At 41.8% G+C, this 24290-nt stretch carries 18 protein-coding genes; 8 read left to right on the top strand and 10 right to left on the bottom strand.

All coding sequences use genetic code 11. The features are described from left to right. The first annotated feature begins 2 nt into the window (after nt 1-2). Genes GA0116948_RS00350 through GA0116948_RS00340 form a run of 3 tightly spaced genes read left to right on the top strand, consistent with a single transcriptional unit; the run spans nt 3 to nt 6441 of the window. Entirely contained in the window at nt 3-2504 is a 2502-nt protein-coding gene (locus GA0116948_RS00350; RefSeq protein ID WP_089708875.1) for a glycoside hydrolase family 95 protein, read from the top strand. Between the two features lie 34 nt (nt 2505-2538). After that, the gene (locus GA0116948_RS00345) at nt 2539-4827 is read left to right on the top strand and encodes a S9 family peptidase (RefSeq protein ID WP_205686007.1); all 2289 of its coding nucleotides are present in this window, start codon (nt 2539-2541) and stop codon (nt 4825-4827) included. A gap of 21 nt (nt 4828-4848) precedes the next feature. Continuing rightward, complete coding sequence (locus tag GA0116948_RS00340; protein ID WP_089707856.1) at nt 4849-6441, top strand: L-serine ammonia-lyase, iron-sulfur-dependent, subunit alpha; 1593 nt, start codon at nt 4849-4851, stop codon at nt 6439-6441. Between the two features lie 50 nt (nt 6442-6491). On the opposite strand, the gene GA0116948_RS00335 is transcribed toward GA0116948_RS00340, so the two are convergent. The 4 genes from GA0116948_RS00335 to GA0116948_RS00320 all read right to left on the bottom strand — a co-directional run bounded on the left by GA0116948_RS00335 (nt 6492) and on the right by GA0116948_RS00320 (nt 9321). After that, nucleotides 6492-7265, bottom strand: coding sequence for a type 1 glutamine amidotransferase domain-containing protein (locus GA0116948_RS00335; RefSeq protein ID WP_205686006.1), 774 nt, complete (start codon nt 7263-7265; stop codon nt 6492-6494). Between the two features lie 94 nt (nt 7266-7359). Next, nucleotides 7360-7575: a hypothetical protein gene (locus GA0116948_RS00330; protein ID WP_317041894.1), complete on the bottom strand. Its 216-nt coding sequence runs from the start codon at nt 7573-7575 to the stop codon at nt 7360-7362. A gap of 211 nt (nt 7576-7786) precedes the next feature. Beyond that, nucleotides 7787-8338: a hypothetical protein gene (locus GA0116948_RS00325; RefSeq protein ID WP_123891664.1), complete on the bottom strand. Its 552-nt coding sequence runs from the start codon at nt 8336-8338 to the stop codon at nt 7787-7789. A 140-nt stretch (nt 8339-8478) separates the two neighbouring features. After that, a complete protein-coding gene (locus GA0116948_RS00320; RefSeq protein WP_089707850.1) occupies nt 8479-9321 on the bottom strand; it encodes a hypothetical protein in 843 nt (280 codons plus the stop codon). 792 nt (nt 9322-10113) lie between these two features. Between GA0116948_RS00320 and GA0116948_RS00315 the strand changes: the two genes are divergently transcribed. Both GA0116948_RS00315 and GA0116948_RS00310 read left to right on the top strand, forming a co-directional pair. Then, nucleotides 10114-11625, top strand: coding sequence for a TlpA family protein disulfide reductase (locus GA0116948_RS00315; RefSeq protein WP_089707848.1), 1512 nt, complete (start codon nt 10114-10116; stop codon nt 11623-11625). A 179-nt stretch (nt 11626-11804) separates the two neighbouring features. Continuing rightward, complete coding sequence (locus tag GA0116948_RS00310) at nt 11805-13316, top strand: TlpA family protein disulfide reductase (RefSeq protein WP_165798303.1); 1512 nt, start codon at nt 11805-11807, stop codon at nt 13314-13316. 452 nt (nt 13317-13768) lie between these two features. Here the strand turns inward: GA0116948_RS00310 and GA0116948_RS00305 are convergent, their stop codons facing one another. Continuing rightward, nucleotides 13769-14704, bottom strand: a complete 936-nt coding sequence (locus GA0116948_RS00305; RefSeq protein ID WP_089707845.1) for a nucleotidyl transferase AbiEii/AbiGii toxin family protein — start codon at nt 14702-14704, stop codon at nt 13769-13771. Then, the gene (locus GA0116948_RS00300) at nt 14673-15101 is read right to left on the bottom strand and encodes a DUF6088 family protein (RefSeq protein ID WP_089707843.1); all 429 of its coding nucleotides are present in this window, start codon (nt 15099-15101) and stop codon (nt 14673-14675) included. Before GA0116948_RS00300 ends, GA0116948_RS00305 begins: the two co-directional genes overlap by 32 nt. A gap of 356 nt (nt 15102-15457) precedes the next feature. Here GA0116948_RS00300 and GA0116948_RS00295 point away from each other — a divergent pair, with 356 nt between their 5' ends. Beyond that, nucleotides 15458-16675: a 6-bladed beta-propeller gene (locus GA0116948_RS00295; RefSeq protein WP_123891663.1), complete on the top strand. Its 1218-nt coding sequence runs from the start codon at nt 15458-15460 to the stop codon at nt 16673-16675. Beyond that, nucleotides 16672-19473: a peptidase associated domain and porin domain-containing protein gene (locus tag GA0116948_RS00290; protein ID WP_123891662.1), complete on the top strand. Its 2802-nt coding sequence runs from the start codon at nt 16672-16674 to the stop codon at nt 19471-19473. The genes GA0116948_RS00295 and GA0116948_RS00290 overlap by 4 nt, the downstream gene beginning before the upstream one ends. A 130-nt stretch (nt 19474-19603) precedes the next feature. Here GA0116948_RS00290 and GA0116948_RS00285 read toward each other — a convergent pair whose 3' ends face one another. Then, nucleotides 19604-19798, bottom strand: coding sequence for a hypothetical protein (locus GA0116948_RS00285; protein ID WP_089707837.1), 195 nt, complete (start codon nt 19796-19798; stop codon nt 19604-19606). Between the two features lie 487 nt (nt 19799-20285). Between GA0116948_RS00285 and GA0116948_RS00280 the strand changes: the two genes are divergently transcribed. After that, on the top strand, nt 20286-20516 hold the full coding sequence (locus GA0116948_RS00280; protein ID WP_205686005.1) for a hypothetical protein: 231 nt from the start codon (nt 20286-20288) through the stop codon (nt 20514-20516). Nucleotides 20517-20708: 192 nt separating this feature from the next. Here GA0116948_RS00280 and GA0116948_RS00275 read toward each other — a convergent pair whose 3' ends face one another. From GA0116948_RS00275 to GA0116948_RS00260, 3 genes are all read right to left on the bottom strand, one after another. Next, nucleotides 20709-21620 (bottom strand): helix-turn-helix domain-containing protein, encoded by a 912-nt coding sequence (locus tag GA0116948_RS00275; RefSeq protein ID WP_089707834.1) that lies wholly within the window; start codon nt 21618-21620, stop codon nt 20709-20711. Nucleotides 21621-21636: 16 nt separating this feature from the next. After that, nucleotides 21637-22575, bottom strand: coding sequence for an aldo/keto reductase (locus GA0116948_RS00270; RefSeq protein WP_089708869.1), 939 nt, complete (start codon nt 22573-22575; stop codon nt 21637-21639). Between the two features lie 565 nt (nt 22576-23140). After that, on the bottom strand, nt 23141-24268 hold the full coding sequence (locus tag GA0116948_RS00260; RefSeq protein WP_165798302.1) for a FecR family protein: 1128 nt from the start codon (nt 24266-24268) through the stop codon (nt 23141-23143). Nucleotides 24269-24290: the final 22 nt, after the last annotated feature.

Genomic DNA, 24290 nt, shown 5'->3' with positions numbered 1-24290 from the left:
ACATGAACAGCACTACACTAAATAATCTACTCAGCAATAAAATTAGGCTTGCTGCGATTGCCTTGCTGGCCCTGTTTATCAGTAATACCACTTTGGCACAGCAAAAAGATATAGCTGAAAAAATAGCAGATAAAACATTTAATCCTTCAACATTGCTCTGGTATAATAAACCTGCTGCTAAATGGGAAGATGCCCTGCCGGTAGGCAATGGCCGGCTGGGTGCCATGGTATTTGGTACTACGGGTGAGGAAACCATACAGTTTAATGAAGATACCTACTGGTCTGGCGGCCCTTACTCCACTGTGGTGAAAGGGGGCTACCGCGCTTTGCCGGAAGTGCAAAAGCTGGTCAGGGAGGGTGAATACCTGAAAGCGCACAATCTCTTTGGCCGGGCATTGATGGGCTATCCGGTGGAACAACAAAAATATCAATCCCTGGCGGAGCTGCATATCTTCTTTCCTAATAAAGAGAGTACGGACTATAAACGCTGGCTGGACCTGGAAACTGGTATCACTGCGGTATCCTATAAAACAGGTAATGTTTTGCTGAAAGAAGAAGTATTTGCATCCGCTCCGCACCAGGTAGTGGCTATCCGCTTTACGGCAGATAAAAAAGGTAGTATCTCTTTCAAAGCCCAGCTCCGGGGTGTCAGAAACCAGGCCCACTCTAATTACGCTACCGATTATTTCCGGATGGACGGCAGTGGCACAGATGGCCTGGTGGTAACCGGAAAATCAGCAGACTATCTGGGTGTAGAAGGAAAGTTGCGGTACGAAGCCCGTATTAAAGCGGTGGCAGAAGGGGGAACAGTAACAGTAGACAATGGTGAATTAACGGTAAAAGAGGCAGATGCCGTTACCCTCTATTTTTTGGCAGCCACCAATTTTGTGAATTATAAAGATGTGAGTGCCGATCAGCACCAGCGTACGGAAGATTACTTATCCGGCATTACCGGCAAAACCTATGAAACGCTAAAGCAGGCCCACCTCAGCGATTATGAAAGTTTGTTCAACCGGGTAAAGATGGAGCTACCCGTTTCGCCATTATCCTATTTACCCACAGACCTGCGTAAAAGCCGCAACCTGGAAGAGCCAGATGCTTCACTGGCTGCATTGGCTTACCAGTTTGGACGTTATCTACTCATTGCCTCCTCCCGCCCAGGTACAGAACCGGCTAACCTGCAAGGTATTTGGAACAATGGCCAAAACCCAATGTGGGACGCTAAATACACGACCAACATTAATACCCAGATGAATTACTGGATAGTAGAATCGGCCAATTTATCTGAGTGTGCAGCTCCTTTGATCCGTATGGTGAAAGAATTAACAGACCAGGGAGCCCAAGTAGCCAAAGAACATTATGGATGCAGGGGCTGGGTGTTTCACCAAAATACTGATCTATGGCGGGTGGCCGCACCTATGGACGGCCCTACCTGGGGCACCTTTACCGTAGGTGGCGCCTGGTTGTGTACGCATTTGTGGGAGCATTACCTTTATACGCAGGATACCGCCTACCTGAAAGATATTTATCCTGTTATCAAAGGGGCGGTTCAGTTTTTTGCTGATTTTTTAACGCCGGATGCCAGCGGAAAATGGCTGGTCACCAATCCTTCCACCTCCCCGGAGAACTTTCCTGCGCGGCCCGGCAATGGGCGCTACTTTGATGAAGTTACCGGCTCCTATTTGCCGGGAACATCTATTTGCGCGGGCTCCGCTATCGATATGGAAATTCTGAGTGATCTTTTTAAATATTATATCGCTGCCGCAGGGGTGTTACATACGGATGGGGATTTTGCCGGCCAGGTAGCCCAACTGCGTGGGCGGCTGCTGCCGCCACAGGTTTCGCAGGATGGTACTTTGCAGGAATGGGCGCAAGACTGGCCACAAAGTGAACATCCACACCGGCATATTTCTCATTTATATGGATTATACCCTGGCGATGTTTTTTCATTGCAGCGCACCCCGCAGTGGATAGCGGCCTGCCGCAAAAGTTTAATACAGCGGGGCGATGGATCTGCAGAATGGGCAAGACCTTGGAAAGCGGCCATGTGGTCGCGGCTGATGGAGGGTGATCATGCTTACCGGATTATCAAAGGCTATTTTAAAGAAGAATCTAACCCACAGTTTTTTGGCAATGCAGGTTTTCCTATACAGGTAGACGGGCCTTTGGGTATTGCCGCAGCCATTAGCGAAATGCTGGTACAATCACAGGATAGTGTAATCTCCCTGTTGCCCGCTTTGCCGCAAGAATGGAGCAGCGGCAGCATACAAGGCTTTAAAGCAAGAGGGGGCTTTAACCTTTCTTTTAGCTGGACAGAAAATAAACTGCAAAAGCTGGATATAAGATCTGTGGCAGGCAAGCCCTGTGTGTTAAAAATGCAGCCAGGTAATCGCTATGCGGTATACAACGCCGCCGGAAAACAAATACATACCAAGGAAACCGCCAGCCACACCCTGCAATTTGAAACGATACCAGGAGAAAACTACCGCATTAAAATAATGTAATCAGTCAAACTGGTTAAAATAACTTTTGAAAGAAATGATGAAATGTAAAACCTACTGCCTGGGTGCAGCCATTACCCTGCTGCCGCTGCTGCTTGCCACTGCGGTAAAGGCCCAAGTTCCGGAAGCTCCGCCACAAAAGGAGGTGGGTGAGCACATCCGCCACAACGACTTAACACTGGAAGATATTTATAACAGCGGCATCTACAACCAGAAAGGGTTTGGCCCGGTGCGCTGGCTAAATACGAATGATGGATATTCTGCACTGGAAAAATCGGCGGCGGGCAATGAGATTGTAAAATACGAAGCGGCCACCGGACAGCGCATTGTATTGGTAGCTGCCCAGCAGCTTACCCCAGCGGGATGGCAGCATCCGCTGGAAGTGGCCAGCTATGCCTGGTCTGCCGATAATCGTAAAATGCTCTTATTTACGAACACTTTCCGGGTGTGGCGGTATAATACCCGTGGCGATTACTGGGTGCTAAATCTTGCCACCGGTCAATTGCAGCAACTGGGGAAAAACCTGGACGCAGGCTCCTTAATGTTTGCAAAATTTTCTCCGGATGGGGGCCGCGTAGCATACGTAAGCCATCAAAATATATTCGTGGAGGATATTGCCACGCAACACATTACCCAGCTCACCACCGATGGGGGAAATAATATCATTAATGGCACGTTTGACTGGGTGTATGAAGAAGAGCTGGATTGCAGGGATGGCTTCCGGTGGAGCCCAGACGGGCAGTTCATTGCCTACTGGCAAACAGATACAGAAGGTACGGGTGTGTTTTACATGATTAACAATATAGATTCTATTTATTCCCAACCTATACCCTTACCCTACCCTAAAGTAGGTACCCGTTTGTCTGCCGTGAAGATAGGGGTCATCCCTGCGGCCGGTGGTGCTACAAAATGGTTGGATATTCCCGGTGCCCCCAGGGATCATTACCTCGCAAGAATGGATTTTATACCCGCTTCTTCTACCTTAATGATCCAGCAATTAAACCGTAAGCAGAATGCGAATAAAGTATGGATGGCCGATATGCTTACGATGAAGCTCACCAATATCCTTACAGATACAGATAGCGCTTTTCTCGATCTGCATGATGATATACAGTGGCTGGATCATAACCGTTATTTTACTTGGTCCAGCGAGCAGGATGGATGGCAACATCTTTACAAAGTGTCGCGGGATGGGAAGCAAAAGGCGCTGATTACGAAAGGGAATTTTGATGTAGTGCAGGTAAATTGTATTGATGAAAAGGGCGGTTATGTGTATTATATAGCCTCCCCATTTAATTATACACAGCGGTTTCTGTACAGGAGCCGGTTGGATGGCAAAGGTAGCGCAGAACGCATTACACCCTCCAGCCTCCGGGGGCAAAGTAGTTACCAAATGTCTGGCAATGCCCGTTGGGCTATTCATACTTATCAGGATGCCAATACGCCGCCCCGCATTAGCCTGGTACACCTGCCAGACCACCAGGAATGGAAGGTGCTGGAAGATAATCATACGCTGAAAGAACGGTATGCAGGTTTAGGCCTTAGCCCCAAAAAGTTTTTCCAGGTAAACATTGGAGAAGTGGTGCTGGATGCATGGATGATCACCCCAAAAAACTTTGATTCAACAAAAAAATATCCGCTCCTCTTTTATGTATATGGAGAGCCTGCCGCTTCCACCGTACAGGATAACTGGGGTGGGGGCGATCTGTGGCATCAATACCTGGCGCAGCAAGGATATGTGGTGATGAGTATTGATAGCAGGGGTACCAAAACTCCCCGGGGCAGGGCCTGGCGCAAATCTGTATATGGACAGATAGGGTTATTGTCGGCAGATGATCAGGCTATGGCTGCCGCTAAAATTAGGGATAGTTTGTCTTATATAGATCCCCATAAAATAGGTATCTGGGGTTGGAGCGGTGGTGGTCAAATGACCTTACATTGTATGTTTCGCCATAGCGATATTTATACAACCGGCATTGCCGTATCTTTTGTAAGTGATCAGCGCCTGTACGATGCTACTTACCAGGAGCGGTATATGGGCCTGTTAAGTGAAAATAAAGAAGGGTATATAAAAGGTTCTCCCATTACGTACGCCAATGGGTTGCAAGGCAATCTGATGATTATTCATGGCACCGGCGATGATAACGTACATTACCAGAGCTTTGAGCTATTGGTAAACCGGTTGATCAAGTACAATAAATTATTTGCTATGATGTCGTATCCCATGCGCTCACATGGAATTTATGAAAGGGAGAATACTTCCCTCCATTTGCGGGAAACCATGGAGAAATTCTGGAAGCAAAACTTGCAGGAAAAAAAGGATTAATTTTTTTTAAATTTAGTGTGTATGGCAAATTATCCCAGTATATTCAATGATGTAATCGGCCCGGTTATGCGGGGCCCCTCCAGCTCCCATTGCGCTGCCGCTTTACGAATTGGCCGTATTTGCCGTGATCTCATGCAGGGGAATATCCAGCAGGTACACATCGTATTTGACCCGGATGGTTCACTGGCCACCACCCATAAAACACAGGGATCGGATATGGGGTTGTTTGGTGGTTTATTGGGCTGGGAGGCGGATGATGAGCGCTTGCCTGCATCCGAAGAATACCTTTCCCAGGCAGGTATAATCACTGATATTGACATTCGCGCTACTGGCGCCACACATCCAAATACTTATACCCTCTGTTTAAGCAATGCCGTAGAAAGTAAAACCCTTACCGGGATTTCCACCGGTGGAGGGATGATCACCATTATTGAGATAGATGGGGCGCAGGTGAACATGGAAGGCGATTTTTTTGTCACGCTTGTTTATTGCCATGCAAAGGAGGATTTGTCCAGTGTGCAGCAACAGGCCTTCGCAATTATGCCTGCCGCAGAGGAGATAATTGCGCATCCCGGGAGCGTGCCTTTTCTTGAAATAAGCAGCCAGGCATTGCCGGATGCAGCTACTATTGCTGCTTTGCAAGAAATGCCCGCAGTGGCGTATATCCGTCAGCTGCTGCCGGTATTGCCCGTATTGTCCAGGAAAAATGTAACGGTGCCGTTTATCAGTGCAGCAGCCATGCAGGCATACAATGCTGATAAAAATAAGGCGCTATGGGAGCTGGCCGTGGAGTATGAATGTGAGCGGGGCCTGCTCTCTAAAGCCGAAGTACTGGGTAAAATGCAACGTATCGTGCGCATTATGCAAAATGCTATTTACCTGGGATTAAAGGGTACTAAATATAAAGACCGTTTATTGGGCAGCCAGTCGGTGAACTTTAAAAAGCAATTTGATTCCAATAAGCTAATAGAAGGGCAGGTAAACAATCGTGTCATTATGTACGTCTCTGCCATGATGGAAGTAAAAAGTTCTATGGGCGTTATTGTGGCTGCACCTACGGCCGGCTCCTGCGGGGCGCTGCCAGGTGCATTGATAGGGATGGCAGATGCTTTGGAACTGCCGGAAGAGGTGCTGGTGCAGGCTATGCTGGCAGCGGGTATTATTGGCGTTTTCATTTCTGCCCATGCCACCTTTGCGGCGGAAGTGGGCGGCTGCCAGGCCGAGTGCGGCTCCGGCGCCAGTATGGCCGCTGCTGCGCTGGTATATATGGCCGGCGGTTCCTTTGCACAATCTTTATCTGCCGCCTCCCTGGCACTCCAAAACTCGTTGGGAATGATCTGTGATCCCATCGCTAACCGGGTTGAGGCCCCCTGCCTCGGCAAAAATGTGCTGGCGGCTACTAATGCGCTTTCCTGCGCTAATATGGCGTTGGCCGATTATAATCACCTGATTCCCCTGGATGAGGTGATAGACGCCATGGACAAAGTAGGGCATAGCATGCCGCATGCCCTGCGTTGTACCAACCTGGGAGGGCTGTCTGTTACCCCTACCGCCCAAAAGCTGGATGAGGCGCTGAATAATGCTAATAACCAGTATGTTTTTAAGAGCTGTTAGGGTGGAGGGGGATGGGCAGCTACAGCTCAGATTATCACATGCAGTCCTATTTATTTTACCCCCCTCAATGCTGCCAACATACTTTCACCCACCCCTTTTGCAGATGATGGATTTTGCCCGGTTATTACGTTTTGGTCAACGGTAACATGTGGCTGAAATTTCGGGGATTGCTCAAATTTTGCTCCCCGTTCCTTTAACTTATCTTCCAGCAGAAACGGAACAACGGTATCCAGTGCAACTGCTTTTTCTTCTTGATTGGTAAAAGCACTTATTTTCTTACCGTCCACTAAATATTTACCGTTGCTTAGCTTTACGTTAACTAGTCCGGCAGGGCCATGGCATACGGCAGCTACCATGCCGCCATTTTCATAAATCCTGGCTGCTATATTTGCCAGCGCGGTATTGTCCGCAAAATCCCACATGGCACCGTGGCCTCCGGCAAAGAAAATAGCGGAATAGTCATTGGGATCAATTTCACTGGGTTTTAGGGAGTGGTTGATTTTATTTTTGTATACTTTATTTTCCCAGAAGGCTTTATTAACAGGATCTTTCAAGTCAAATGCGTCCACAGGTGGGGTGCCTCCCTGGGGGCTTACAAAATCTATCTCATAGCCTGCGTGGTACAGTACTTCCCACGGATGCGATACTTCCCCCAAAAAATAACCGGTTGGTTTTCCTGTACTGCCTTTTTTGTCGTGGCTTGTCACCACAAATAGAATTTTCTTATGCATGTTGCCTGTATTTTTATTTTGTGCCTGTAGGTCATTTGAAACTGTAAAAACACTTACTACCGCTAAAGCAGCGGCCATTATGATCCTTTTCATTTTTTATGGCTGTTTAGTTGTTAGGCAAAGGTCGGCAAAATAGGATGGGTTACACAGGAAGCAGGTCACTTTTTTATGGTGATGTATAGCACACTTATACAGCGGAGGACAACCGGCTCAAGGTTTCTCTGGATACGCCCAGGTAGGCCGCAATGAAAGTTTTGGGAACACGTTGGAGCAGGGTGGGGTATTGCAGTAAAAAATCGTTGTCTACGTAATTGCCTTCCTGCACAAGAAACTGATGTTTCCTGAATTTTTTATGGGTGAAATGAGATAACACCACCTCAAATTCTTTGTCCGTCAAGGGCACTATTTTTTCAATATATTCTCTTAGCGCTTTACTCATTCCATTTTATTCGTAATATGGTTGTTGGTATCCATCAAAAATTAGTGAAAATGAGGTTGCTTTCCGGCAGGCCTTGCTACCGTGCTTTACGGGGCTGCTACAGGGGTAAGATATAGCCCCTGTAGCCGGCGTAAAAAGCAAAGGTAATAGAGGCATGGGTGGATGAATGGATCGTTTATTTGATGGCAATAGCTGGCAATTGGTAATTGCCAACCGCATTCAGCAATTCCTCTCTTTTTCCTTTCAGGTTGGTAAGATAGGGCATCACCTCATTGGCGTAGGCCCTTTCTGCGCAGGCGAAAAGGAGTACGCCCGTATTTCCGGCGTTATCCTTATAGGGAACGTAGCGGTATACGTTGCGCTCCAGGATCAGTATCGAGTTGCCATCCGCAGCATTTTCACTCACCAGGAAGTCGAGTAGTATGGCCTGGTCTTTTTGGTAAACCTGGTAGTTCACCACAGGATTAGTCGTTTTTAGTGTTTTCAGTTCTTCTATTTTGGCGGCGGCCAATTGGCTGGGAGTGGCGCTGCCGGTGAGTACATCCACCATCACCATTTTATGGAACTTATCGAGGGGGTCGCCAGCCGGTATATACTCCTGTTTGTAGTAGTTGTCAGACGGATGGGAAGACCATGCCAGCAGGTAAGTGTTATTCAACAGTGTTACGGGGCCTGGGAGGTGCAGGTATTCGGTTACCTGGTTGGAAGACTGTGCCATGGAATGCATACTAACAATCATTATAGCAAGGAGGGTGAGGAATATTGTATTGAGCTTTTTCATACCGCAAGCAAACGATCGGTTAAAAATATTTTTTAAGTTGTCTGGCAGCCAGGTCATCACTGGGCCTACGTTTTCGAGGGCTGGTGTTATGGTTTAGCGGGTGCAATTGCAGGAGCAGAGGTTTTAATTTCATCGTCTGAAGCCCCAAAATAAGCTTGCTGTTCGTCCAATGTTACTTCCGCAGTAAACCGGCGGGTGGGCGCTATGCGCTTGAATGCGCGTTCCTTACCTTCTATCTCGGTATGTAAAGTATCAGGTATGTTTTCACTATCTTTTAATTCCTGTAAATCTTGTTCGTAGTGCGGGGGGAGTGGTTGGTGCTTCCCTACAAAATCTTCCCGGCCGGAGGTGTCAGATAAATAGAGGCCATCCTGCTTAATAACGGCCTTCATCTCAAAGTTGGGCATGGTGGAAACGGGATTGTACATGATGGACACGTACTCATCGTTTGCATGCATGTCAAAGGAATATACTTCGTGTTGGGTTTCCGTTACAGGCAGGCTTAGATACACTGCTTTTGCGCTATCATTGGACATATCTATAAAGTTAGTCCTGGAAAAGCTGCTTTCGTCTGGGTGGTGAATATATTTTAAACTTTTCGCATCGAATGTAGTGCCGAATGCTAACGCCGTTTCCGTATTTTGGTCAAAATATTGAAAATTAAAGTGCCGTTTTTTCCCCGAACCGGGAGATGTAAAAACAACAAAAGGATCCTGTTGTGTTCTTTGCTCCGTTAATACGATGTGGGATGCGTCCAACGCTTTCCAGGAGCCTATTATTAAACGGTCTTCTGATCCGTACATTTGTTCGATATAGAACGTGTGGTTGGGCAAAATATATAAGTGAAATACTAGTTCCGGCCGGGTGCCGTCATAAAATCCCGGAATTGAATCGCCCTGTGCCTGTGCTGAAATTGTTGAAATCGCCATTGTAAAAAATAATATTAATTGTTTCATATATGCTGTTCAAAATACCATTGCAGTCAAAAGTAAGCATTGCTAATGATTTTTGTAGCAGGTAGCCCTGGTTATTATACCATGGAGTGGGGTGGGGGATGCATATCAGGAGTATATACAGAATATGCACGAGCGCATGCGGGCCACTAAAACCAGCCAGTTAGGTGGTCTTCTGACCGATAGATGGAAACCCAAAGTCTAATATTTTTAGATGGCATAGCTGTGTTTCGCGTAGGATATGCTGGGGTATCTTCCGGCATTCGCGTAATATACCGCGACACATATAGATGGCTTTGAACCGATGCGCTATGGCTGAAAATTAAGAAATTATCCCTGACAATATATTCAATAAACAATTTGTCAAATCAGAAAAATCGAAAAATTTAAATTTTGAAAATTAGAAATATATTGTATATTTTACAAACAATATAACTTTAGATATTACCCAAAAAATAAAGTAATCCCGCCATTTTTCTGTTTAAAAACGATTATAACATTTAATTAATAATTTAATTCTGGTTGCCCTGTTTAAAAGATAGTTGAAAACTTGTTGAAATCAAGTTTTTGGTGAAAGTTATGCCATACACGTATTACTAAAGTTTCAATGCAATTAGTTTAAATGCTTAGCCCAGACTATGATACTTAGTGTTTCTAACTCTTTGTATATTTTAATTAGTTAATGTTTTATGAAAATTATTTCAGCGATACGCAACCTGGTTTCGCCATATAATATTTCCAATTCCCTCCATTAAATCTAATGCAATTATGATTTATACAACTAAAAGTAGCATTGTAATTTGGACTATACTTGTTTTTTTCTTAGTGGCTTGTTCACAAAAGAAAACATACGTTACTATTCAAGGAAAACTAATTGGATTCCATAAAGGCGATAGCGTTAATTACTGTAAACCAATTGATGGATATAACAATTCCCACATTTTTGAAACTACTTATATTACAAATGATAGCGGAGAATTTAAAATAGTTTTTCCTTCAGATTCTGCCGGATTTACTAAAATACAGACAAAAAGAGGGAAAATTTTTATTCTAGCCCAAAATGGTGACAGTATTCATTTTGAGGAGCAAACAATACCCTATGCAGATAGTTTTGCTACGCAGCCAGTAACTTTTACCGGGAGTAACGCTGCCATGCATACTCTTTATAATAGAATGAACGCAAATTATTTTTACAAGTTTAATTACGTAATGGATTTATTAAATAAAAAATATCCGGTTGGATCTAATTTGTATGATACGCTGTTATCCGGGATAAATAAATACGTACTACCATTTGATTCGTTATATAAACAGAAAAAAATATCTAAATATTTTCTGGAAATTATGAAAAGTGATTTTAGAAATGTAATGTTTTGGCACGCGTTTCATAATATGGGTGCATTGGAGAAAAATAATCTATGGATCATTCCTGAACCTGAAAAGGATTTAACAAGGGACATACTTCAGCATTCGATTAATGTAGACCCTTTTTTGCTGCATACTAATTGGGGAACCAATTTAATAGCAGATTTTGTTGGGGAATATAACGAACTATTCAGAAATCAAGATTATCCTGTATATGATACTTTTTTTTATAAAAATGGATTTGAATATAAAGCCAGCGCACATTTAATACCCGGATATAATAAGTTTTTTTGGGCTGATATGATTATTTTTAAAACGCTTCAAAATCAGGAATATGGTTTTTCATTTGACACCATCTTTTCACACTTAAAAAATACGTTTTCTGATTTTACGTATATAAAAATTATTGAGCATCTCCATAAAGTAAGTAGATCAAATTTAAATAGCACCCTCACAAAAATAAATAATAACATACATACTATTGATTCTACAGGATCCATCAATAGCCTTAACGAGGCTATAAAAACACACTTTAAAGACACGGCAGTGTATATTGATTTATGGGCAACCTGGTGCATGCCCTGCAAAGAGGAGTTTAGATATAAAAATCAGCTGAATAATCTTCTAAAGGAAAAGAATATAAAGTTAATGTATATAAGCCTGGATGATACTTCCAAAAAAAGTACTTGGGAACAAAATATCCGATATTTTGATCTTGAAGGATACCATATCCTGGCAGGGAAAAATATTTCAAACGATATTTCTAAAAAAGTATATGGGCATGAAATTGTACAATCTATACCAAGATATTTACTAGTGAATAAACAAGGGAAATTTGTAAGTATGAATATGCCACGACCAAGCGACCTGGTTACCCTTAAAAATGAATTAGACAGTTTACTTAGCAAAAATTAGACTTATATACTAAAGCGATGTTGTTTTTTTGGGCAAGTTAATATAATCGATGGTGGCCCCAATAAATTAAATATTGCAGCTTAACCGACTGTCATTTTTATAGTTGAAATTCCAATATGCGACTTCCTAATTAATTAAATGGGGGGGGGCTTATGCTCCTCTATAAATTTGATAATACTATGATTTCAACAATTAAGTTTAGAATTATAATATGGGCTTTTATCGGTTTATGTTTAGTTGCTTGTTCTCACAAAAAAAAATACGTGATTATTCAAGGAAAACTAATCGGATACCATAAGGGCGATAGCGTTATTTACTTTAAACCAATTGATGGATTTAACAACTCGCAAATTTTTGAAACTACCAATATTATAAATGACAGCGGAGAATTTAAAATAGTTTTTCCTTCAGATTCTATCGGATTTACAAAAATACAGACTAAGAAAGGGAATATTTTCATTTTAGCCCAGAATGGGGATAGCGTTTATTCTGAACAGCAAACAATCCCCTATGCAGATAGTTTTGCTATGCAGCCAGTAATTTTTACCGGGAGTAACTCGGCCATGCATAATCTTTATAATAAGATGAACTCGAATTACTTTTACAAGTTTAATTATGCAATGGATTTATTAGTAAAAAAATATCCAGCAGGATCTAATTTGTATGATACGCTTTTATCCGGAATAAACAAGTACCTACTACCCTTTGATTCAATATATAAGCAAAAAAAAATTTCCAAATATTGCCTGGAAATTATGAAAAGTGATTTTAGAAATGCAATGTTTTGGCATGTGTATCATAATATGGGTGCTTTAGAGAAAAATAATCTATGGATAGTTCCTGAACCGGAAAAGGATTTAAAAAGGGACATACTTCAGCATTCTATTAATGTAGACCCTTTTCTGCTGCATACCAATTTTGGAACTGGTTTATTAGCAGATTTTGTTGGTGAATATAACGAACTATTCAGAAATCAAGATTATCCTGTATATGATACTTTTTTTTATAAAAATGGACTCGAATATAAAGCCAGCGCACATTTAATACCCGGATATAATAAGTTTTTTTGGGCTGATATGATTATTTTTAAAACGCTTCAAAATCAGGAATATGGTTTCTCATTTGACACCATCTTTTCACACCTGAAAAATACTTTTCCTGGGTTTACTTATATAAAAATTATAGAACACCTCAAAAAAGTAAATGAATCAAATTTAAATAAAAGCAGCGCTAAAATAAATAGTAACATACATCTTATTGATTCTACAAGAGCCATCAATAGTCTCGATAAGGCTATAAAAACACACTTTAAAGACACGGCAGTGTATATTGATTTATGGGCAACCTGGTGCATGCCATGCAAAGAGGAGTTTAGATATAAAAATCAGCTGAATAATCTTCTAAAAGAAAAGAATATAAAGTTAATGTATATAAGCCTGGATGATACTTCCAAAAAAAATACTTGGGAGCAAAATATCCAATATTTTGATCTTGAAGGATACCATATCCTGGCAGGGAAAAATATTTCAAACGACATTGCTAAAAGAGTATATGGACATGAAATTGTACAATCTATACCAAGATATTTACTAGTGAATAAACAAGGGAAATTTGTAAGTATGAATATGTCACGACCAAGCGACCTGGTTACCCTTAAAAATGAATTAGACAGTTTACTTAGCAAGAATTAGACTTAATTAAATGGGGGGCTTATGCTCCTCCATAAATTTGATAATACTATGATTTCAACAAATAAGTTTAGAATTATTATATGGGCTTTTATATCTTTCATTGTATTCTTTAAAGGAATTCCTCAGAAAGCAGGATTACAACTATCTTGATAGCCACCTGTAATTTGCAATATACATACAAAACAGTTGGTTATTCATATCAGTGATCAGGAAGTAAGGTAGGTAAGGCACCTGTGGCCGGAAGGTTTTGGAAGTCAACCGGCCTGAAATTTTTGTTTGTGATCCTTCAAGACCCCAGATGCTGGAAAAGCCTCATCGCACCATCACTCAAGCTGCAGGCATCGCGTCCGGAGTTATATCCCCTTTGAGTGGACTTCTCGACAAACTCTTTATAACTCATATGTTGGATTGAGATATTGACCTGCTGAAATTATTGATATTGCTAAGTTGTTTTATGTAGCTAGTACATGCGCAATTAAATCCCTCACTTTTTGAAGGGCTTGACCAAAGGGTTGAACTATGCCGTCTTTTGCATAAGACATCCCCTGAACAAAAACAGTATATTCTTCCTTGTATTGGCCTTTTTCTTTTTCAATGATTCCTATAACGGTTTCAAACTTTTCCTTTAATGAGAGGCCCTCAATTTTTTTGCACCGACCATCATCTGTTTTAATAATTGTAATGGCTAACTGAGCGAAAATCGCATGGGCTATGGCGATATCACTTAGTATGCTTAGGTCATGAATATGCCTGACAATGGTTGGATCATCTTTTTCCTTGTCGCCTCTTACCCGGTCAGATATCCGCCAGACGAAGGCACTTAATTTATCGGCGGCATTTTCCACCGGGTCTATACATTCAATGGCCGGTACTTCTAGCGCCTTCCCGGCTAATTTATTTATAAATGAGGATATGGGTAGCCGAATGGACGGCAGGGCGAGATCGGTAATGGTGAACTCCACCAGTATATGAGGCCGTAAAGATTGGCTTTGGCTAAAAAAAGTGGGATATTCAAGTTCAATGGCAAAGAAACGATTGGCATTTCTGGCCGTCACTCCTTGAAGAGCTATTACAAAATCAGTTTCCAAAACTGCTACAATACTTTTTTTAAAATCCGACAGCCTTTTCTTTTGTTGGCTGCCATTTAACAGGTCCAGATCAGGGCAAATTACCCTGAAATCTACATCTTCAGAAAACCGTTGTATCAGGCCGTGTGCTTTTGAAAGTGCGGTGCCTCCGGTGAATACCATTGTAAAGCCTGCAAGAGTGGCGGCTGCGATCATTTTGATCACTTGGGTAACGTACCAGTCCTTTTCTATAAATGCCTCGGTTATGCCTAATTCAAGGGCAACTTCTTCAATAAGGGACTTGTCTGGTATTGAGTTCATAATTGATGGTAGCTTCTTTAAAGCTAATTTTGCGGTTAAATCTTTTTTGAATACCTATTAACCTGCCAGTGGGTACCTGTGTGGAGCGTCCCTGTTGATAGTCGATTTCTGCCCGGGTGGGGGTGATGCTAACACCCAATCTTTTTAGCGCTTCTTTGGCAAGGGTCGGTAGGGGGGCGGCAGGAACGGTGCTGCCGTTCAGTGTGGAAATCCTGGTTTTGGCATAAAGGCCATAGCCGATTTTTATAAGTTTTCCGTCACGGACCAATGCTTGTAAGATCCGTCCTACCTGGTCATAACCTCCCAGGTCCGTGAAATCTTCACGGATCAGCACCTTGGCTCTTTTCCGGGCTATTCGCTCGGTCACACGGGTTGTTAAGGTCTTACTATTTTTCATGACCAATAATCATTAGTAGATTTCCTGCAAACATACGACATTTTTACGTGCAAACATACGACATCGGTGGCCTTCAATAACCCTATTTAGTCTCAGCGAAATGGTGGAGAAAATAGGATTTCGAACCAGGTTGTTCAAAATTGCAATTCTATAATGGGGTGTCGTCTTTCAGTCTGGCTGTATACCGATAGCTTGTTCGGGACTTGTTACATCACTCGTTCCATACCGCCATTCCTGCCTTCCATTAATAAAAAGTCCCCATCCTCCTTTATCAAACAGGAAGTAAATATTTCAGATAATAATTGTATATTTTAATTTCTTTAAATCTTTTTATTCAAAAAAGTTGGGAAAATAAGATGCGCAAATTATGCTTATTCATTGTACTACTAACCCATTTTACCGCCATTGCCCAAGTTGAATTAAGAATAGATCCGGCAGCAGCGATAGGGTGTTCTATTTCACAACTCTTCGAAAAGGTGGATTATATCCCGCTCGAAACTTCGAGAGAAAGCATCTTTGGAAAGATCGACCAGCTTTATGTTACGGATCTGTACTATATAATTCTGGATAATGATACGAATTCCTTTCTTTTGTTCCTGAAGAATGGAAAGTTTTACTCCCGGATGAGTTGCGGCCCCAAAAACCAAAATGATGGTGCCAGGTTTTTTGTAGTGGATAATACAAAAAAACAGATTAGCGTAGGCTATTATTTCAATAAGATTAAAATATTCGATTTTGAAGGACACCTTATTGAAACGCAGATCCCGCGTACCGAATTTCAATATATTTATCCATTAGGCCAGGAGCAGGTTATTTACTATGCTGTAAATTACGACTATAAAAAATCAAAGCAGGACACCCTGGATCACGAACTGAAGTTTATGCATGCAGGTAACACATACCAACAATTCTTTCCTTTCATCAATTATAATCATGTAATTGGAAATGACGATTTGATTTTCACGCATAACAGTTACTTTTTCGATACTGGTATAGATGGCAAAGTTACGTTTGTCCGCCACTACGACTTTCATGTGTATACGGCCGACAGCATGAAGGTTCAGCCTGTCTATAATTTTATATTCCCGCTCAGTCGCTCCTTGCCAATTGATTTTTCCAGTAATCCGGCTTATTATAAAAAACGGTTCAGCTACATAAATAATGACCACCAAGTCATCTTTGGGCTTTCCTTTTTTTATCAGCTCCACCAACTACTCTTTTTTAAACTGGATGATCTTAGCAACAAAAACACTTCTTATGTATATGATTTGTCCAGTAGTACCCTTATTGGAACAGCGCATATAGAGAGCGACAGTACCAATAGCTTTTTGCCTGTTTTCGGTGTGGATACTGAGCCCACTTTTAACTTTAATGCATACAGTTTCTTAACAACGGACGGATCTGCACTTTACGCTTACGTATCATCCCAGGAAATGTTTAGTGGAAAGACCCTGGCCGCCGAAAAAAATGTTCCCTTCAATAATGTAATGAAAGATTATTTTAATAGAAATACGATTAAAAGCAACCCGGTTATCGTTCGTTTGCAACCCAGATCTCAATTTCAGGTTTTGTGAAGAAAATTCTTCTATTGGTAGCACTATTAATAAGTATCTCACCTGTGCTGGCTCAAAGTACCGACTCCACACGCACAGGTGAAGTAAAGGGTACTGTACGGGATTCACTGCGTAATTATTCGTTGCAATTGGCAACTATAGCAGTTTATACTGTAAATGACACTGCCTTACTTAGCTATCAGCTTACCAATGGATTCGGTGCATTTTATTTTGAGCAGCTCCCGTTAAACGTACCGCTAAAAGTGATCGTCACCTATGTGGGATACCAGCAGTTCATTAAATATTTCAAAATTCCCACCGAAAACCATCGCGTAGATCTTCAGCTACTCTACCTGAAAAATACGCCTGTAAATCTTAAGGATGTCGTCGTTACCGCAGTCCCCCCTGTTCAAATGAATGGAGATACCCTGGAATTCAATGCGGATGCCTTTAAGTTAGATCCCAATGCGGTAGCGGAAGACTTGTTGCGAAAGCTGCCAGGTATTACCATATGGGGCGATGGCGTTATTACCATAGGCGGAAAAAAAGTGAATAATGTATTGGTTAATGGAAAGCCGTTCCTCGGTGGCGATACCAAGGTGGCCACCCAAAATATTCCTAAAAACGTTATTGACAAGATCCAGGTTTATCAGCAACGCACGGATATAGGAAGTCCGATGGACTCCATTACCCAGCTTAATATTAAGCTAAAAAAGGGCAAAGATTTTGGTTATTTAGGTACGCTTTCCGCGGGTTATGGTACCGGTGGGCATTACGATGCAGCAGCTAATTTTAACTGGTTTAATAGTCGTACCCAGTTTGGTATTATGGGGGTCAGTAATAATGTCAATAAGATAGCCCCCAGTAGCAATACCCTTTTGCGCAATAGTACCTACAAAGGCGTAAGCGATGGAGGGCTGGAATACCAGTCTGACCTTAGTTTGGAAGGCATCACCACCTCTCATGCAGGTGGGCTTTTCTTTCAGCATGATTTCATTCCCGACCCTGGGGCTTCCAAAAACAATCGTATAACAGCAGATTTTACCAGTATCTATAAAAAAAACAATACCAGTCGAAGTACGGAAACGCTTGTCACCCTCGGAAGAGATAGTATTCAGCGGCAGCAATTGCGTAGTAACCAATTCCTGCATAGTAATACCCAGCAATTTAATGGGAAATATGAAAAAAAAGACTACCAGACTTCGTATTTTATAAATCCTGCCATCAGTGCACAGCAGGATCATCGCCAGTATAGGGAGGAAAGTGATGTTTACGGATTCAATAAAGAGTTACAGAGCAGTAATAACATAACAACGGATAACAACCAAAAGGCCAGGAGCGCTACTATAGCGGCAGGGTTTACTAAAAGTCCATTAAAATACGGCCTATTACCTGGAGATATCCGCGTCAATAATACTTTCAGTATCAATGATAGTGTGGAGGAAAATGCCAACAAAACTATTTTTACGTCTTATGCAGATAGTGCTTTGAATGCCCATTATGACAGGAACTATCATGAAAAACGGAATTCGCTACACAATGATCTGTTTGTAAGCTGGGGCGATTTTTCCAAATGGCTCTTCGACGCTCACGGATTCATGAATAAATTCTCCGTAAAACTACAGAACCGGCTTATATTGAACACAGAGGATGTGAATAATATGGTAACAGATTCGGGCGGTCATTTCATAAATCAATACCTCACTGTAAAAAGTAATGCGGCTATCATCAATGAAATGCCCGGCATCAATCTTGGAAAATCATTTGACTGGATATTAAGCGATCGTTACTCCAAAAACCTTTCATTTGGGTTTTTAGCGCAGGCACAGTTCTATACCCTTAAAAATAGCTCCAATCATGCATTCCAGGAGCTGGATCGGCAATATAAAAAGCTGATCCCAACCATAGGTATAAATTACACAAATGCCCAATGGGGTAAATACCTGGATCAGATAAGCCTGAACATGAATTTCACCAGTGATTATCCTGGCATCAACCAATTAGTGCCCTTAACGGATAGCAGTAACCAGTATATCCTGAGAGTAGGTAATACAAAGCTGCAGCCCACGGATAAAAAGGAATTGGCATTCAACTGGAATCATTCAAGCTTTAACAGGAGAAACGTCTTAAATTATAGCTTCAGTACCAAAGCCGGGATCATTAAAAATAGTTTTGCAGATAGCAGTTTTACTGATCAACTGGGCAGAAGCACGTATTATACGGTGAATGCGGATGGTTATAAATACTTAAACCTGGAAGGGGCTATCAGTAAAGCATTTGACATTAATAAAAATGAAATAACACTGTCGTTCGATCCCAAACTGAATTTATCGCATACGCCTTCCTATATCAATGGTAGAAAAAACTGGTCGGATAACCTGAACGCTACCTCCAGTCTACATGCAACCTATACGCATAATGAGCTGCAGATAGTAATAGCAGAGGAATTTTCCTATTACCAGTCTTCTCAAAGTTGGTCAGCCAACAATCTATTCCGGAATTATCTGAATGTAGTTAAACTCGGCGCTACTTTAAATTTGTTCGAAAGTCTCAATATTTCTTCCAATATAGACTACAATTATACCACCGCTACCAGCAGTAATGCCACCCATTTTTTCGTTTGGAATGCCACGGCTGCGTATCGTTTTTTGAAACAGAAAAACGTGGAAGTAAAATTAACTGCCATGGATATGCTTCATCAGAATATGGGGATCATCAACTATGGCAGTAGCAACTTGCTTACCCACGGAAGTGAAAGTGCATTGAAACAGTATTTTTTGTTTACACTGTCCTATTATCCGAGAAAATTTGGAAAGTAAAAGATTTACACAGCTTTTTCGCAGCCCTGAAATAAATAATCAAACCGGGCTCGGCATTATATAAAATATTGGCCATTACAGTGGGGAAAAAATAGATCGATTTATTTAGACAGGACTAGGTCAACTTTAATTAGGCGTGTTTCTTAGTAGGGGGGACTTGGGAAGCATCACGAGACTTTGGGGGCTTTACGGTAGTATCGTCTTTGAGTAAATTCCATAAACCACTTTCTACCAATACCTTTTTGGCAGCAGCTGGTGAAGCCTTCACTTGGGCTTTCTTTTTAAGGAGCTCCTTTTTTACGATATCGTATGCTGCGGTAGTCATTTATTAAATTTAAAAATAATTTTTCAATTGAATCAGAAAAGTTCCAATGGAAACTTTTAACTCATTATAAGTGTCCTGTATTACAGCAGCCCAATGGATACGGCTGGATGCAGCGCTTAGGTACCCACCACCCATGCGCTGACACACCTGCCACCCGGAACCAACTGACGCCGCAGATCAGCCAGTAATAACTGAGGCCTATAAAAAAGACCACCGCTGAAAAGCAGTGGTCGATGGATAAATGAAAAAAATTTTATTCCGCATTGACGGTTCAGCCTTCACGGGTCTAGACCTGCAAATGCTTATGTAAGATACCAAAACTCACTGCAATATCCCTTCAGCGGTTCGAATGTAACCAGGACTAAAGAGTTGCTGAACTGCTTGTTTATAGACAGTCATTGAATAAGGTAGCCAGAGAAATCTACGTGAATGGGGTAAAGAAGGGCGCAGCACTCTATCTTGCTGCCTGGTAGCCCCTAGGAAAGGCATGAGCAGTCAAGAAGGGCCTACGCCTAGTTATGAGAGGCTATTATGCATTTACAACTATTTCCAAAAAGAAGTGCTGCAGCATGTACCAGAAGCCTGGATAAATGTGGAAGCTACTAAGATAGGTTACGAGATCAGCTTCCATAAATATTTTTATCGTCACCAGCCTTTACGTAACCTGGAAGAGATTACAGCAGATAAGCTGGCATTGGAAAAGAAAGTGACGAGCTGATACAGGAAATTCTTAATTTCTCCCATTAACCGCTATGGAACTACAAAATCATTTTTTTAATACCATTGTCCAGGTGATCAGCAACCCCAGGCAAATAGCCTACCGGAATGTTAGAAACTTTGTAGCCATACTAAATCAGCATTTACTCCAATAACTTTTTCTATTGGGAGAACTAACCTGTCAATGTTAAATTTAATTAAAACTAGCCCGGAAGTCCAACGGGCTTTGGCTTGTTTTCATCTTAAAGAATTTGCTGAACGATTGCGGATGTTCGAAGCCCAGTTCGTAAGCAATTTCGCTGACGGAAAAATCTGTAGTTGACAGTTTTTCTTTTGCTTTTTCAATTAGTTTTTCGTGGATAAGTTGTTGGGTATTTTGTCCTGTAAGCATCCTAAGTAAACTGCTTAAATAACTGGAAGAAACGTTTAATTTTCCTGCTACGTATTGAACTGTAGGTAAACCCTTTGAAATCAAATCATCATCATTAAAATGATGGTTTAGCAATTCTTCTAAACGTTCTAAAATTTGATGATTGGCTTTTTCTCGTGTGATAAATTGACGATTGTAAAACCTTTGGGAATAACTCAACAAATTTTCAAGATGTGAAATGATGATATTTTTGGTAAATTTATCAATATTTGAATGATATTCTTCTTGAATGTTTGCAATAATTCCGCTAATTATTCCTTCTTCTTTTTCTGAAAGCCACAATGCTTCATTTACTGAATAACCAAAATATTCGTATTGTCTGATAGTTTTTGCAAGCGTTGTGTTCCATAAAAAATCAGGGTGAATAAGTAACATCCACCCTGACGGCTTATACGCTTCATCTATTTCAACCTTGAATGTTTGATTTGGTGCTATGAAATACATTATACCTTCATCAAAATCGTATTGCTGCTGTCCGTAAATCATTTTACTGACACCTCGTTTTATTGACACCGAATAGAAATCAAATATTGTTGCACTTTCATTTGGTAAATGTTTAACTTGCGAATAATCTACTACACTAATTAAGGGATGTTTCGGTTTTGACAAACATCGCAATTTGTGAAATTCCGTTATCGTTTTTATCCTAATTGGTTTCGTATTTTGATTATTCATTTTTATTTATTTTAAATTATCGTTTTTCCCACCACCCTCGTGTATCAACGTCTACTTTGGCTGCAAGTACTTCAATATCACTTATCTCTTGTGAAGTTAAAATAATTTTGGAAGCATTTACAGCTTCTTCCACTTGTTTTACTTGGGTTACGCCTATTATTGGCAATGTGTTTTTTGCAATAGCCCACGCAATAGCGATCTGTGCGACAGTAGCATTTTTACCATCGCCCATTTTTTTAAGTGCTTCAATCAAGACTTCTAACTGTGAAAACATTGGGTTGTAGGATTTACCTCTTCCGCTACTTTCGGGAAGTGGATTTAGGGCATTGTATTTACCCGATAATGCACCTTGTTCTAATACCATATAAGAAAAGAAAATGATGTTATTTTCTTTGCAGAAATCAATAATGCCTGCTTCTTCAGAATAACGATAAAGCAAACTATAATGGTTTTGAACTGCTGAGATCTTAAATCCGTATTTTGCTAAAATTGCATTTGCCTCTTTTATTTGTTTCAAATTATGGTTAGAAACGCCTACGTTTTTTACCTTACCACTTTTGAGAAGTGGAATTAGTCCCGATACCCATTGTGGTGCGTCAGTCGGGTTGTGTATCCAATAAAAATCAATGTAATCTGTTTGTAAATTTGCAAGGCTTTGGTTGAGTATTTCTTCCATAGGATTTGCTGTTTTGGGAGCAAGTTGTGGTGTGAATTTGGTTGATAAAATCAAATCTTCACGAGCATACTGTTTTACCAATACGCCCAAAATTTTTTCAGATGAACCCATTCCATAAACCAAAGCGGTATCAAAAAGATTAAGCCCTGATTGAATTGCTAAATCAAAGACGGGTTTTAAATTTTCTGCGGTAAGATCATTACCAAAAACTTGGTCTCCGCCTCCAGCGCCTGCTCCCCAAGACCAAGTGCCTAATGCTATTAAAGGTGTTTTTTTCATTTCTATGTTCATTTACTTTTTTGTAAATGCAAAAATGCAACATAGCCCCAAATAATGCGTAACCAAAACGACTGTTGTTGTAGTCAAAATGAACAATCATCTTTTTATTCTGCCCAATCATGCTGAAAACATAAAATTGGTTTTATTTTTTTGTTAAGCAGAAGAATTATTTTTTAATCAATAGACAATAAAAACTATGATTACAAAAGTTCAAAAAAGAATTCATGATTATTTGAAAGCGTGGAATCAAAACAATCAGTACAATTTTAAAACAGCATTCGAAAAAGTTTTGTTGGAAAGTCTGAAATACACCGATCCATCATATGGGTTACAGGTTTGGACGCATTGGTATATATGGCGCTTGGATCTTGGGAGAAATTTCCGGGACGAAAGTTTGAAAGACGGGTAAAGGTTATATCGTAAGTTGGATTGATCGCCCCCTTACACCGCCTTATTCGTTTCATGCCTGCACTTTGTGCAGGCTTTTTTTTATCCGGGTGGTTGATGGAAGGGAGGCAGTGTACGCCAGGTTGTTTGCCCTGCCATGGAAGGAGGAGGAGAGCGTTTATTTTATATGAATAGCACCATCCTTTTGATAAAAAGTTAACCCGCTGGTGAGGTTAATATTATCTAAAAAGGTATCTACTGGTTCATCGCGGTGGATGGTGCCGGTGAGGCGGATGCCGCTCAGGGCTGCCTTATCCAGCACCACCTCCACGCCGTACCAGCGGGCCAGTGCCTGGCAGAGATCCGGTAAGGGGGTGTTATGAAAATAATAAGTGCCATCCTTCCAGCTTAGTATCCTGGTATCAAAAGGAGCCACTTGCAGCTTGTCGCTTTGTTCGCTATAAGCAGCGGCATAACCGGGGCGTAGTACCGCCGCATCGCCGCCCGCATTTACCTGAACAGCCCCCTTCACCAGGGCAATGTTGGCCTGGTGGGGGGTATAGGTGTTAATATTAAAGGATGTTCCTAAAACACGTACCGTTCCCTGGGGGAAATGCACCAGGAAGGGTAGGTGGGCATTGGGCGCTACTTCCACAAAAGCTTCCCCATCAATCGTAATATCCCGGCTGTTTCCTGTAAACGCAGTGGGAAAGGTAACCGTGGTGGCCGAATTCACAAACACCTTGCTGCCATCGGGCAGGTGCAGGTTGTAGAACTTGCCGGCGGGTACCGTGAGGGTGGCAGATTCCGCATGATCTGTAGGGGCGGTGATGGCTACTGTTTTTTGTTGGGCGCTTACCTGGGCCTGGCCTACCACTTGCTGGCGATCCTGGGAAAGATCGATGGTGGCAGTGCCCACCTGTAGCTGCACGTGGTGCATCTTATTAGGGGATGTAACGAGCGATACCGCGGTATTCCTTTTCGGAAACATAAAGAACCAGGATGCCAGGCAGATGATGACCAGCGCGGCGGCGATGGTATAGAACCGCTTGAGGAAGATCACCCGCTTTTGCCGTTGGGCAAAAGCATACATGGTGGCCGTGGGCAGCCGGTCTGGTAGCTCCGCCACCAGGCGTTGCAGCTCCGGCTGGCGGAATTCTTCCTGGAGCTGTGCGAATAACGCCTTCACGGAAGGGTCTTTATCGAGCTGCTCCTGTAGCCAGGCCTCCTCCTCCTCCGTGGTGTCGTGGTGAAGGTGCCGGATAATGAGGGGTGTTATGTCTGCTTGTCGTTCCTGGGTTCTCATAAATGAATTACTATTATTAATA

The sequence above is a fragment of the Chitinophaga costaii genome, from assembly GCF_900094705.1.
GTDB lineage: Bacteria > Bacteroidota > Bacteroidia > Chitinophagales > Chitinophagaceae > Chitinophaga > Chitinophaga costaii.
This window is presented reverse-complemented; position numbering and strand designations above follow the sequence as displayed.

Bases quoted from the DNA above. Each gene is read 5' to 3' on its own strand.
- GA0116948_RS00350 (WP_089708875.1), top strand. From the start codon at position 3: ATGAACAGCACTACACTAAATAATCTACTCAGCAATAAAATTAGGCTT.
- GA0116948_RS00345 (WP_205686007.1), top strand. From the start codon at position 2,539: ATGATGAAATGTAAAACCTACTGCCTGGGTGCAGCCATTACCCTGCTG.
- GA0116948_RS00340 (WP_089707856.1), top strand. From the start codon at position 4,849: ATGGCAAATTATCCCAGTATATTCAATGATGTAATCGGCCCGGTTATG.
- GA0116948_RS00335 (WP_205686006.1), bottom strand. From the start codon at position 7,265: ATGAAAAGGATCATAATGGCCGCTGCTTTAGCGGTAGTAAGTGTTTTT.
- GA0116948_RS00325 (WP_123891664.1), bottom strand. From the start codon at position 8,338: ATGCATTCCATGGCACAGTCTTCCAACCAGGTAACCGAATACCTGCAC.
- GA0116948_RS00320 (WP_089707850.1), bottom strand. From the start codon at position 9,321: ATGGCGATTTCAACAATTTCAGCACAGGCACAGGGCGATTCAATTCCG.
- GA0116948_RS00315 (WP_089707848.1), top strand. From the start codon at position 10,114: ATGATTTATACAACTAAAAGTAGCATTGTAATTTGGACTATACTTGTT.
- GA0116948_RS00310 (WP_165798303.1), top strand. From the start codon at position 11,805: ATGATTTCAACAATTAAGTTTAGAATTATAATATGGGCTTTTATCGGT.
- GA0116948_RS00305 (WP_089707845.1), bottom strand. From the start codon at position 14,704: ATGAACTCAATACCAGACAAGTCCCTTATTGAAGAAGTTGCCCTTGAA.
- GA0116948_RS00300 (WP_089707843.1), bottom strand. From the start codon at position 15,101: ATGAAAAATAGTAAGACCTTAACAACCCGTGTGACCGAGCGAATAGCC.
- GA0116948_RS00295 (WP_123891663.1), top strand. From the start codon at position 15,458: ATGCGCAAATTATGCTTATTCATTGTACTACTAACCCATTTTACCGCC.
- GA0116948_RS00285 (WP_089707837.1), bottom strand. From the start codon at position 19,798: ATGACTACCGCAGCATACGATATCGTAAAAAAGGAGCTCCTTAAAAAG.
- GA0116948_RS00280 (WP_205686005.1), top strand. From the start codon at position 20,286: ATGAGCAGTCAAGAAGGGCCTACGCCTAGTTATGAGAGGCTATTATGC.
- GA0116948_RS00275 (WP_089707834.1), bottom strand. From the start codon at position 21,620: ATGAATAATCAAAATACGAAACCAATTAGGATAAAAACGATAACGGAA.
- GA0116948_RS00270 (WP_089708869.1), bottom strand. From the start codon at position 22,575: ATGAAAAAAACACCTTTAATAGCATTAGGCACTTGGTCTTGGGGAGCA.
- GA0116948_RS00260 (WP_165798302.1), bottom strand. From the start codon at position 24,268: ATGAGAACCCAGGAACGACAAGCAGACATAACACCCCTCATTATCCGG.